Raw genomic sequence first — 12,608 nt, forward strand, 5'->3', positions numbered from 1 at the left:
TGATATTTTCTGCTGCAAGTATTATGCGTCCGATACAGAAAGTATAACCCATTTTGGGAAAAATACAAGGGAAATAAAGTTAGAGCCGTGTAGGTTTGTCAAACATATGTTACACCGTCATTTAAAAAATTAAGCAAGGTCTGTCTGGGAGAGAGCCATCCAAGAGGTCTCATGGGAAAGTCGTTGTATCGCCTGTTATGGACTTTGAGTTGTCTGCTGAAATCTTCGAATGAATAGAAGCGATGAGCTGCATAAAAGTACTCATTGTCTTTCCTGTGGGAGCGTTCTACTTTGCCGTTATGTCTGGGGGTGAAGGGCTTGATTTTACGATGTTGAATGTCAAGGTCTTTCAATTTTTTCTCAAACATCGTGAGATCATTGTCTGCCTTGCTGTTACCAAAACGTTTTGTGAACTCAAATCCATTATCCGTCTGGACGCATTGGACTTTGAAGGGGAAGGCTTTCAGCATATGCTCCAGAAATACTGCAGATGAATAAGTGGATGCTTCCTGAAAGGCTTCTACATAACGGAACCGCGAGAACTCGTCGATAGCGGTATACTGGTAGAATTTTTCTCCTTTCACATCGCCGACCATGCAGGAAGAAGGTACGTGCTTCACGTCGATCTGCACACGCTGACCGGGGTACAGCATCTGTTCATAAGGCTTAGGAGTGTATTTCGGGTTTGGAAGCTTTTGAGGAGCCATATCAAGCCTTTTGAGGACACGCCAAAGACCTGTGATGGAGCGTGAATAACCGCGCTGTGTAAGCTTAACCCAAAAGACGACCAGACCTGTGTGAGGGTTCCTCCTGCGCATATCCCGGATAAGTTTGAGCTCTTCGGGAGTATGCTGGTTGGGATGGGAATGAGGACGTCTGGAACGATCGCGCAGGGAATCCCAGGAGCCATCGTAGCGAGCTTTCCAACGATAGATATACTGACGGTTAGTCTTGTATTTGATAGCTGCTTTGGTGACTCCATAACGTTCAGCGTATTTAATAAGTGATAGACGGTATCTCATATCCTGTGTTATACTTGCCATGCGAGGATGCTCCTTTATGTATTTTTGTTTTGTGGTGATTCAAATATAACACAAAGTGAACCTATCGCTTTTTATTTATTCACTTGTAACATATGTATTGTAATCCTACATACAAGGGAAATAAAGTTAGAGCCGCCTATTGACATAGCATCTAATTCATATATAATTAAATGTGGAAAACTGAATGATATCCTTATTGAGAGCGGTGGAGGGACTAGGCCCAGCGAAACCCGGCAACCCCTGTACATGGAGTATGGAAGGTGCCAAATCCTACAGATTTTTATCTGAAAGATGAGGAAAGAATAATGATAACAATATCTCTTTCTGATTCTGGAAAGAGATTTTATTTTATGGAGGTCAATGATGAAGAAATTATTTACATCGGAATCGGTAACCGAGGGACATCCCGATAAGATCTGCGATCAGATATCGGATGCCATAGTGGATGCCATAATGGAAAAGGATCCCCAGGGACGTGTGGCGGCAGAGACGACTGTTAATACCGGATACGCGATGGTCATGGGGGAAATAAGCACAGAATGCTATATCGATATACAGAAGCTGGCCAGAGATGTGATCTGTGACATAGGGTACGACAGCGGTGAATATGGATTTGACGGTAATGTGTGCGCGATAATGACCGCCATAGATGAACAGTCGCCGGATATAGCCATGGGAGTAGACAAGGCGTTGGAATATAAGGACGGGGAGCTTGCCGATGAAGCGGAGATGACCGATGAGACGGGAGCCGGAGATCAGGGTATGATGTTCGGCTTTGCCTGCGACGAGACTCCGGAGATGATGCCGCTGCCCATATCGCTGGCCCACAGACTGGCCAGAAGGCTGGCGGAGGTGAGGAAGGACGGCACGCTGCCGTATCTGAGGCCGGACGGAAAAACGCAGGTGACCGTGGAATACGACGACGATAAGGTAAAGAGGATAGATACCATAGTGATCTCCACGCAGCATGACCCTGACGTGACTCTGGAACAGATAAGGGATGATCTGATAGAGCATGTGGTGAAGCCGGTGGTGGATGAAGCTCTGCTGGATGATGAGACCAGATATTTCATAAACCCTACGGGCAGATTTGTCATCGGAGGCCCTCATGGAGATTCGGGTCTTACAGGACGGAAGATAATCGTGGATACTTACGGAGGCTATGCGCGTCATGGAGGTGGGGCTTTCAGCGGAAAGGACCCTACAAAGGTGGATCGTTCAGCTGCTTATGCGGCTCGATATGTGGCTAAGAACCTGGTGGCGGCAGGGCTTGCGAAGAAGTGTGAGATACAATTGGCCTATGCTATAGGTGTAGCCAGGCCGGTTTCCATATTCGTCGATTCTTTCGGCACGGGAAAGGTCTCCGATGAACGACTGGCACAGATCGTCGAGGAAAATTTCGATCTGAGGCCTGCGGCTATCATCAGGGATCTGGATCTGAGAAGACCGATATACAGACAGGTGGCGGCATACGGTCACTTCGGCAGGACTGATATAGACGTGCCGTGGGAAAAGACCGACAGAGCCGATAAATTGAGAATGGCCGCAGATATATAGTTTCAGAGAAAGGAAAGTCGAAAGGAGAGCTTTGGTAAAGATGGGAGTTAAGGTGGCGAAATTCGGAGGTTCGTCGGTGGCGGACGCTCTGCAGATAGAGAAGATAAGAAAAATAATAGAAGATGATGGAGAAATAAAGTATGTAGTCGTATCAGCGCCGGGGAAGAGATTTTCCGAAGACAGCAAGATAACGGATCTGCTGTATCTGTGTAAGACTCATATCGAGCACAAGATACCGTATCAGCAGATATTTCAGGTGGTACGCGACAGGTTCATGGCGGTCAGAGTCAACCTGGACGTGGATGTGAACCTGGACAGGGAATTCGACGAAATAAAGAAGAATCTGGAAGACGGAGCCAGCGCTGATTATATAGCCAGCAGAGGAGAATACCTCAACGCCATGATAATCGCGGCGTATCTGGGCTACGATTTCGTTGATGCGGCTAAAATGGTCAAATTCGATGAAAAGGGAAGGTTCATGGAAGAGCTTACCAACAAGGAGATAAAGAAGGAGCTGGCAAACCACGAAAAGGCTGTGATACCTGGCTTCTATGGCTCGAAAGTAGATGGGAGCGTGAGGACTTTCTCAAGAGGCGGTTCCGATATAACAGGAGCGCTGGTAGCCAGAGCTGTAGAGGCGGATGTTTACGAGAACTGGACGGATGTATCGGGTTTTCTGATGGCCGATCCGAGGATAGTCGATAATCCTAAGCCTATAAGCACTGTATCATATAAAGAGCTGAGAGAGCTTTCCTATATGGGTGCGTCGGTGCTTCACGAGGACGCTATATATCCTGCCAGAGTTGCCAATATACCTATCAATATCAGAAACACCAACAGACCGCAGGATCCGGGAACCATAATAACATCGGAGCCCGGTCAGCTGGAGGAAGGACAGATCATCGCCGGTATCGCGGGCAGCAAGGATTTTACCGTAATAGCCATGTACAAGAACCTGATGAGCAGTGAACGGGGTTTTATCAGGAAGATGACCGGGATACTGGAAGATTACGACGTTCCTATCGAACACATACCGAGCGGTGTGGATACGCTGTCGGTGGTATTGGATAACGATGGTATCGACGGCAGACTGGATGAGATCGTGGAGGAATTCGAGCGCCAGCTGAAGCCTGATACCATAGAGGTCTTTGAAGACATGGCTCTCATAGCCACCGTGGGACATGGCATGTCCTACAGACCGGGTGTGGCGGCGAAGCTGTTCGTCGCACTGGCACAGGAGAACGTGAATATCAGGATGATAGACCAGGGCTCCAGCGAGATGAACATAATCGTCGGCGTCGAGAACAAGGATTTTGAAACAGCGATAAAGGCCATATACAGGGCTTTCGTGTCCTGAGAGTGAAGCTTGCGTATAATCTTTGTATAATCCGTATATAATTGATGATTTGAATTGTAAATCCGAAGGATTTGAGATAAAATGTAATATTATAATCACAATAGAACGCAGGAGGTAACTATGGCATATATTTTTGACGAACCATCCAGAACATTCAACGAGTATCTTCTGGTACCGGGGTACTCTTCAAAGGAATGCAGGGTCGATAACGTTTCTCTACAGACACCGGTAGTTAAATTCAGAAAGGGAGAGGAGCCGGCTATAACAATGAACATTCCTCTCGTATCGGCTATAATGCAGGCGGTTTCAGGAGAAAAACTTGCCATAGCCCTTGCCAAGGAGGGGGGAATATCGTTCATATTCGGTTCTCAGACCATAGAGAAGCAGGCTGAAATGGTCAGGAGGGTCAAGGCTCATAAGGCCGGTTTCGTCACGAGCGATGCCAATATCAGGCCTGATCAGACGCTGAGAGACCTGCTGGCGTTGAAGGAAAGAACGGGACATTCCACCACTGCGGTGACGGAAGACGGTACAGCCGAGGGAAAGATGGTAGGTCTGGTGACCAGCAGAGATTACAGGATAAGCAGGATGTCCCTGGATGAAAGGATATGCGATTTCATGACGCCTTTCGATAAGCTGGTGTATGCGGAGGAAGGCGTGACTCTTTCGGAAGCCAACGATATCCTCTGGGACAATAAGTTGAACGCGCTGCCGATAATAGGAAAGAATCAGAGACTGGCATACTTTGTCTTCCGCAAAGACTACGATACACATAAGGCGTATCCTGATGAATTGCTCGACGAACATAAGAGATATGTAGTGGGTGCAGGCGTGAATACCAGGGACTATGAGGAGAGGATCCCTGCTCTGGTGGAAGCGGGAGCTGATGTACTCTGCATAGATTCCTCCGAAGGGTTCACCGAATGGCAGAAGGCAACGCTGGATTTCGTCCGCGGCAAGTACGGAGACAGCGTGAAGATAGGCGCCGGTAACGTTGTGGATAAGGAAGGCTTCAATTTTCTCGCCGACGCGGGCGCTGATTTCGTAAAGGTTGGTATCGGCGGAGGTTCTATCTGCATAACAAGAGAGCAGAAAGGTATCGGCAGAGGTCAGGCGACGGCGGTCATAGAAGTGGCAAAAGCCAGAGACGATTATTACAGGAAAACAGGCATATACGTACCTATTTGCTCCGATGGAGGAATCGTATATGATTATCATATGACGCTGGCTCTCGCCATGGGAGCGGATTTCCTGATGCTGGGCAGATATTTCTCCAGGTTCGATGAGTCTCCTACGGCAAAGCTGATGGTAAACGGCAATTATGTAAAGGAGTACTGGGGAGAAGGATCTAACAGAGCGAGAAACTGGCAGCGTTACGATATGGGCGGCGACAGCAAGCTGTCCTTCGAAGAAGGCGTCGATTCGTACGTTCCGTATGCAGGCCCTCTCAGCGATAACGTGAGGCAGTCTCTGCAGAAGGTGAAGTCCACCATGTGTAACTGTGGAGTTCTGACCATACCTGACCTGCAGAAAAACGCGAAACTGACGGTCGTTTCCGCTACCAGCATCGTGGAGGGCGGAGCCCACGATGTGATCCTGAAGGATACATCGGGAAATAACAACAGATAGCCTGAACACCGGACCCGGCACGGTAATCGTGGCGGGTCGTTGCTTTTCACGGGGGCATAGCCGACAGACCGATACCGTGAAGCGGATATTCAAAAATAAAACTATTCTATTTGGAAGGGAATCGATATATGGAACATGAAAAGATCATCGTCCTTGATTTTGGCGGACAGTACAATCAGTTGATCGCCCGCCGCGTGAGAGAATGCGACGTTTACTGCGAAGTGCGCCCTTATTCCATGAGCCTTGAGGAGATCAAGGCAGAGGCACCGAAAGGCATCATTTTCACGGGCGGCCCCAACAGCGTTTACGGAGACGATTCTCCGCAGTATCCGAAGGAGATATACGAGCTGGGGATCCCGATCCTGGGGATCTGTTACGGGGCTCAGCTTATCGCCCATCAGCTGGGAGGGAATGTGGAAACAGCGCCTGTCAGCGAATACGGAAGGACAGAGGTCGACATCGACGACAAAAGCGGGCTTTTCAGGGATGTGGATGATAAGACGATATGCTGGATGAGCCATACCGACTACATAAGCCAGACTCCGGAGGGGTTTGAGGTGACAGCTCATACACCTGTCTGCCCTGTGGCAGCTATGGAAAACAGGGAACGCGGGATATACGCGCTTCAGATGCACCCTGAGGTAGTACATACGGCGGAAGGGGTCAAGATGCTCCGGGCCTTCGTAAAGGATGTGTGCGGATGCTCCGGCGACTGGAAGATGGGCTCTTTCGTAGATGATACGATAGCAGCCATCAGGGAAAGAGTAGGCAGCGGCAAGGTGCTGTGCGCTCTGTCGGGAGGCGTGGACTCTTCCGTAGCGGCGGTGCTGATGTCGAAAGCCGTCGGGAAACAGCTTACCTGTGTTTTCGTCGATCACGGACTTCTGAGGAAAAACGAAGGAGATGAAGTAGAAGCCGTCTTCGGACCGGAAGGCGAGTACGATCTGAATTTCGTAAGAGTGAACGCTCAGCAGCGGTTTTACGATAAGCTGGCAGGAGTCGAGGAACCGGAACAGAAGAGAAAGATCATCGGCGAAGAATTCATCAGGGTTTTCGAAGAAGAAGCGAAGAAAATCGGCGCAGTCGATTTCCTCGTACAGGGAACGATATATCCCGATGTGATCGAGAGCGGACTGGGAAAATCCGCCGTGATAAAGTCCCACCACAACGTTGGCGGGCTGCCGGATCACGTGGACTTCAAGGAAATCATCGAACCTCTGAGGATGCTCTTCAAGGATGAAGTGAGAAAGGTGGGCCTCAAGCTGGGGATCTCGGAATACCTGGTATTCCGCCAGCCGTTCCCGGGACCTGGCCTCGGTGTCAGGATCGTCGGCGAGGTGACGGAGGAAAAGGTGAAGATCGTCCAGGATGCCGATGCCATCTACCGCGAGGAGATCGCCAAGGCGATGGAGAACGGACTCATTCCGAAGTATGGTGAAGAAGGGACCCTCGGCCAGTACTTCGCCGCTCTGACGAATATGCGCAGCGTCGGAGTGATGGGCGATTTCAGGACCTACGATTACGCCATCGCCCTGCGGGCAGTGCTGACCAGCGACTTCATGACAGCAGAAGCCGCCCAGCTTCCGTGGGACGTGCTCCAGACCGTCACCACCAGGATCGTCAACGAGGTGAAACACGTGAACCGCGTATTTTACGACTGTACGGGCAAACCGCCGGGGACGATAGAGTTCGAATAATTAACAAATTTCGAGAGCACTTGGAAATAGAGAACTCTCAGTATTCTTCGATCTCAGTCATGTGGATATAATGCTGAAATTTATGGATGGTAGTTATTTTTAGAAAATCCTTTGTTTTTTAATTAATGTAAAATTGCATGATGAAAGAAAAACTTAAGATATTATCATTTCAAACTGCAATGGCTATGCAGAATGAAAGAGAAAAACACGATCGGACAAAATGGATCTATGTTCCAGATTTTTATACGGAATATAGATATATTCTGGGAACGGTAGGGAATAATCCGCTTATTACTATTGGAATCAATCCATCAACTGCAGAACCGGAAAAGATGGATAACACAATGAAATCAGTCGAAAGGATAGCGACGGGGAACGGATTTGACTCATTTATTATGTTTAATGTCTATGCACAGCGAGCGACAGATCCAAATCAAATGAATAAAGAAATAAATCCGATGCTTCACAAAGAGAACATGCAGGCCTTTCAATGGATATTGGAAAACAGTGGCAAAAAGCCGATAATCTGGGCAGCTTGGGGAACAAATATAGAAAGAAGAAAATATTTAAAGGAATGTCTTAGAGAGATGATTAATATTTCTAATCAGTATAAGGCTGTTTGGTGTAAGGTTGGAAAGTGTTCTATTAAGGGACATCCTCATCATCCTTTATATTTGAAAAAAGATTCCAGGCTAGAAACGTTTGATGTTAAAACATATTTGACTTCATTATGAGGGAACTTTCTATGAAATCTTTAGATACAAGTGTATGTTCCCCAAAGGGATAATGATGGAAGAATTGTAGATTTTATAGATATCCCCTCATATTCTACCAATAAGGGATTCGTTTTATTCTGAAAAAAAGTATGATTATATCATCAAATGAATGGAGGAATAGAAATGAATCAATTAGTTATAGGAAAATACATTTCCTTAAAGAGAAAACAGAAAAACATGACTCAGGAACAGTTGGCAGAGAAGCTAGGCGTTTCAAATAAAACTATTTCAAAATGGGAAACTGGAAAATGTATGCCTGATTATTCTATTGTTAAGAAGCTATGTGTTGAATTGGAAATTACAGTTGCAGAATTGTTTGATGGTGAAACTTCAGGAGAAAAAAGTGTTCGCGTTTATGATGGAGAACAGTTTTTAGATTTACTTAGAAGAACACAGGAATTAGAAAAACAAAAGAATACTTTGTACGGAGTTGTGTTAATTGTTATGGGCATAGCTATGCAAGCTCTTTCTTATGCAGTTGGCGGTTCTGATATGAAAGACTTTATTTCAGGGGTCCTCTTAGGGATGTCAGTTGCGGTGATGTTAATAGGTGTTTACGTGGTTGGAAAGTCTTTATCGGGAAAGTAATTTATAACTTTTAAGCGGGCAATAATGTTAGAATTCAAATAATATTGAAGAAGACCAATCCATTGCTATTAGCGACAATAAAATGACAATAAGATTCTATAGAATCAGAGACAATACATACAAATCAGTTCATTATTGAACTGATTTGGGGCTGAAGTATGGAATAAGAACTATAAATTAAGTAGAACTTTGCGAGTTCGAATAGCGGGTAGACTCCCGGAAATGCTGAAAAAATGGGCATTTCCGGGAGTCGATTTATGTCCGTCACTGCAAGTATTCGATAGATGATTTAACAGAACTTTCTTTCTCTGCTGTTCTGCTGAATAAAGTTTAATTCTCGATTTCCTAAATTTCCCCATATTCTGCTTTTGATGCTGGTGTGTGATAAAAGAATCAAATTCGTCTATGCTATCATATTTTTCGCAGGGATAATTTTCACACTGAAAGCAATATTCTACATTCCCATGCTGCAAGCAGCATAAAGAAAAAAGTAAATTATTCCGTTGGAAATTTTTTATCGCGGTTCTCCTCTGAAAGCGTATTTTTAATAATCGATTTGAGTTTATCTGAATGTTTTTGGCTTTTCTGCATCAGATCATGTAGGGCCTGGCAGTTAGCCCAGTGTTGTTCCCACATATCTTTACCTACAATTCCTTCAAAATCAAGCTTTATAGGAGCGTATCGCTGTTCATAATCTTCAAGACGTTTTATTCGCTGTGCTATATCTGGAATGTGTCGAGAAGATGGGGAAAGTGCGGCGTTACTTAGCATCCATGTTTTCCAGTGTTTATTCCCCTTACTTTGATTGCATTTGCCACAGGCAGGAACTAAATTATGGATTTCGGATATGTATCCAGTTGGCTTTTTATCTTTGATTAGGGGATAAAAATGATCCCATTCAGTATATGGATTTCCACAGTATGCGCAAACAATGTGGTCTTTATCCATTCCCAAAGTTTCTAAGGCGGCTTCGATTTCTTGTTCTGTTGGTTCAATAACAGGAATGATTCCATTAACAAAGGCATTGGTAATGCTGGAAGTTCGTCCCGTGATTTTGACAGGTGTTGGCATTCTAAATATCTTTTTCATTGGTAACTCCGTATTAGTTTTTTGGATATACTTTGACAGCTATTCCGGAAACGCTTTTTTTGACGACAATCTCCATATCTATCTGATTTTCACATTAAGACAGGCACATTGAGATCATGTCCTGCTATGATCTCAATACACTTGCCCCGTCCATTATGAACGTTTCCAGAAGATCCGACATGTATTGGCGGGATTCCTTTATGCCGCCTCTCAGCCATGTCAGGATGAGGTCTATACAGCCGGAAAATATAAACGAAAAGAAATATTCGTATTTCGTGCGATCGCTTACAGGGTACAGCTGTGACCAGGAGTCGAAACAGATGCCGTGAGCGATATTCTTGATCTTTCGGGAAAAAGACATATCTATCTGATTGTCCGCCAGGGAAAGGACCAGTCTGCTGTTTTTTGCCGCAAAGGCCAGCATACCGTCTATTCTGGGCAGCGGACTCTCTGTCAGTTCTTCCGGATGAAAGCCGTCGAATACGCTTCTGAATTCGTCAAAAAAGTCGTTTTCGATATCGTCGAGAAGGTCGTAGATATCGCTGTAATGCAGGTAAAATGTGCTGCGGCTGATATCCGCGAGATCGGCAAGCTCCTTAACTGAAATCGATTCTATGATGCGCCCCGTTGAAAGCAGAGCTATAAGGTTGTCCTTGAGCTCTTTTTTCGTTCGGATACTGCGCCTGTCTGATTTACTTGACATTTTATCCCTCCGTGTCGATAAATGAACAGATCGCTGCCTTTTGTGCATCGTAAAAGCGAGGCACTCAATTATAATAGACAGATGTCAAGAAAAATGCAAGCATTTGTTTTGGAGGGTAGAATATGAGATTTGGCAAGGCATTGAAATCGAGATTTGAACTTATAAAGGAAACGCCGATACGCATACTGGCGATCGCGATAGCAGTTGTCGTTTCCCTTTGCTATGGGCTTGTTACGGTAGTGGCGTTCAGCAAAATCCCGGATTCGGTAAAGGATTTTCCCGTCGCTATCGTGAATGGCGACAAAGGAGTCGGGTTTGACGGCAAGCGAGTAAATTATGGGGATATGATAATAGAAGAGGTGGAGAAAAATGACAGCGTAAAGTGGGAGATATGCGACGAGGAGCAACTGGAAGAAGGTATAGAGAAGACTGATTATTATCTGGCGTTCGTGATACCGGATGATTTCAGCGAAAAGGTCCTGAGCGCCAGGACGGGAAAGCCGGAGACAGCGGAGATACAGTATCTGTCGAATATGAGGAAAAATTTCATCGCTTCACAGCTTACCAGAAGCGTACGCTCGGAGTTTGAAAAGCTGGTAGCACAGAAGATATCGCAGGAATATGCGACAGGCGCGTTTGCGGCGATAGGAGATGCAGGTGATGGCCTTGAGAAAGCGGCTGATGGAAGCAGGAAGATAAAGGATGGTCTGCTCGTGCTGAAAGAAGGCGCAGAGGCCCTGGATGACGGCGCATCGGATCTTGAGCATGGCGCGGCGGAGTTGAGATCGGGTGCCGGTGAACTCGCTTCCGGATTGTCAGTATTGAATAAAGCTACGGCGCAGCTGGAGCTTAGTGAGATATCTTTCGATCAAGATCAGAAGCAACAGGTCTATGACGCTGCAGCAAATTCACAGATGGTATCGGCTGCAGCAGATCAGATATCGCAGGGAGTGGCATCTGCTGTCAGCTCGAATGTAAAGGCAAAGATGACATCGCAGGGAGTAAAGTCAGCATTGACGTCGCAGATATTGTCCGGCCTCGAAGGCGGATATGGGGAGCTTTTATCGAGCCTCACTCAGGAGCAGAAGACGCAGCTCGTGGGAACGATAGTTTCTGCATCGCTGGAGGGGGCGGCATCCGGCGTATCGGAGGAAGACATCTTAGAAGGGATAAGCGAGCCTGTTGCCTCGGGTCTGAAAGCGACTGCCGGGCAATCCGCCGTTTCTGGCGCGCAGGGAGCCATACAGCAAGTGAACACGGCCATCTCGGCATCATCAGAGGATATGTCACGCCTCAAATCGTCGGTGTCACAGTTGTCGAATGGTGCGAATAGTCTTTCGGAAGGGGCTAGCCAGCTCCATGAAGGCACCGGACAGCTTGCCGGCGGAACCTCATCTTTGCGCAGCGGGATACCACAGCTTGCAGAGGGAAGCGGAACGCTGACTGCGGCATTGGAGAAAGGCGGGGCGAAGATAAAGACTGAACTGGTTAATTCCGACAGCGAGATGGGGAAGTTCATATCAGATCCATTGGATGTGCCGGAACATATATACGGTGAGCTTACAAGGTATTCGGAAGGATTCCTTCCACTGTTCATGTCACTCGGTATCTGGATAGGGTCTCTGGTGCTGCTGTTCATAATTCCCATCAGGAGAAAAAGCGATGTGCAGCTCAATTCGCCGGAGATAGTATTTTCCGGATATGTGACGATGGCGCTGTTCAGCATACTGGAAGCTGTATTGATAGTTACAGGGATCCTCGTCATAGGTATAGAGCCGGCGAGCGTTCCGCAGATGTATTTTTTCGCAGTCGTTATGGCACTGTCTTTCTCCGCTGTGTTGCAGTGCTTCAATCTCGCGTTTGGGATAGGAGGAAATATCGTCGGTGTACTGGTGACGATATTCATGATACCCGCCTGTGGCGGCAGTTTCCCGGCAGACCTTATGCCGGAATTTTTTTCGAAGATCAGTGCTTTTCTCCCGATGACCTATAGCATAGACGGCATCAGGGAAGCTCTCAGCGTGGGAAATCTGCCGACGCTTTTGGGGGATTGCGCATACCTGTGCATTTTCATGGTCGTCTTCATATGTCTGTCATTGATCATATGTAAGCCGTGCACAAGACGGGTGGAGCATATAACAGAGCAGATAAGCAGAAGGTAGAGACAGC

The 12,608-nt window shown here is 46.7% G+C and carries 10 protein-coding genes and 1 riboswitch; of the genes, 7 read left to right on the forward strand and 3 right to left on the reverse strand.

What is annotated here, in order from left to right; translation table 11 throughout:
- Window positions 1-98: 98 nt before the first annotated feature.
- Entirely contained in the window at window positions 99-1,043 is a 945-nt protein-coding gene (locus tag ACQY69_RS10560) for a DDE-type integrase/transposase/recombinase (RefSeq protein ID WP_428260286.1), read from the reverse strand.
- A gap of 190 nt (window positions 1,044-1,233) precedes the next feature.
- Window positions 1,234-1,341, forward strand: a riboswitch (SAM riboswitch).
- A 62-nt stretch (window positions 1,342-1,403) separates the two neighbouring features.
- On the opposite strand from ACQY69_RS10560, the gene metK reads away from it, so the two are divergent.
- The 6 genes from metK to ACQY69_RS10590 all read left to right on the forward strand — a co-directional run bounded on the left by metK (window position 1,404) and on the right by ACQY69_RS10590 (window position 8,647).
- Window positions 1,404-2,600: a methionine adenosyltransferase gene (gene metK / locus ACQY69_RS10565; protein ID WP_428260481.1), complete on the forward strand. Its 1,197-nt coding sequence runs from the start codon at window positions 1,404-1,406 to the stop codon at window positions 2,598-2,600.
- Between the two features lie 40 nt (window positions 2,601-2,640).
- On the forward strand, window positions 2,641-3,957 hold the full coding sequence (locus ACQY69_RS10570) for an aspartate kinase (RefSeq protein WP_428260482.1): 1,317 nt from the start codon (window positions 2,641-2,643) through the stop codon (window positions 3,955-3,957).
- 120 nt (window positions 3,958-4,077) lie between these two features.
- Window positions 4,078-5,586 (forward strand): IMP dehydrogenase, encoded by a 1,509-nt coding sequence (locus ACQY69_RS10575; protein WP_428260483.1) that lies wholly within the window; start codon window positions 4,078-4,080, stop codon window positions 5,584-5,586.
- A gap of 128 nt (window positions 5,587-5,714) precedes the next feature.
- Window positions 5,715-7,283 (forward strand): glutamine-hydrolyzing GMP synthase, encoded by a 1,569-nt coding sequence (guaA, locus tag ACQY69_RS10580; RefSeq protein ID WP_428260484.1) that lies wholly within the window; start codon window positions 5,715-5,717, stop codon window positions 7,281-7,283.
- A 137-nt stretch (window positions 7,284-7,420) separates the two neighbouring features.
- Window positions 7,421-8,017 (forward strand): DUF1643 domain-containing protein, encoded by a 597-nt coding sequence (locus tag ACQY69_RS10585; RefSeq protein ID WP_428260485.1) that lies wholly within the window; start codon window positions 7,421-7,423, stop codon window positions 8,015-8,017.
- A 165-nt stretch (window positions 8,018-8,182) separates the two neighbouring features.
- Complete coding sequence (locus ACQY69_RS10590) at window positions 8,183-8,647, forward strand: helix-turn-helix domain-containing protein (RefSeq protein ID WP_428260486.1); 465 nt, start codon at window positions 8,183-8,185, stop codon at window positions 8,645-8,647.
- Window positions 8,648-9,142: 495 nt separating this feature from the next.
- On the opposite strand, the gene ACQY69_RS10595 is transcribed toward ACQY69_RS10590, so the two are convergent.
- Together ACQY69_RS10595 and ACQY69_RS10600 are read right to left on the reverse strand one after the other, a co-directional pair.
- Window positions 9,143-9,736: an HNH endonuclease gene (locus ACQY69_RS10595; protein ID WP_428260487.1), complete on the reverse strand. Its 594-nt coding sequence runs from the start codon at window positions 9,734-9,736 to the stop codon at window positions 9,143-9,145.
- Between the two features lie 124 nt (window positions 9,737-9,860).
- Window positions 9,861-10,439, reverse strand: a complete 579-nt coding sequence (locus tag ACQY69_RS10600; RefSeq protein WP_428260488.1) for a TetR/AcrR family transcriptional regulator — start codon at window positions 10,437-10,439, stop codon at window positions 9,861-9,863.
- A 122-nt stretch (window positions 10,440-10,561) separates the two neighbouring features.
- Here ACQY69_RS10600 and ACQY69_RS10605 point away from each other — a divergent pair, with 122 nt between their 5' ends.
- Complete coding sequence (locus tag ACQY69_RS10605) at window positions 10,562-12,601, forward strand: YhgE/Pip family protein (RefSeq protein ID WP_428260489.1); 2,040 nt, start codon at window positions 10,562-10,564, stop codon at window positions 12,599-12,601.
- Window positions 12,602-12,608: the final 7 nt, after the last annotated feature.

Source organism: Gallibacter sp. Marseille-QA0791, assembly GCF_965119705.1.
GTDB classification, from domain to species: domain Bacteria; phylum Bacillota; class Clostridia; order Peptostreptococcales; family Anaerovoracaceae; genus Lentihominibacter; species Lentihominibacter excrementipullorum.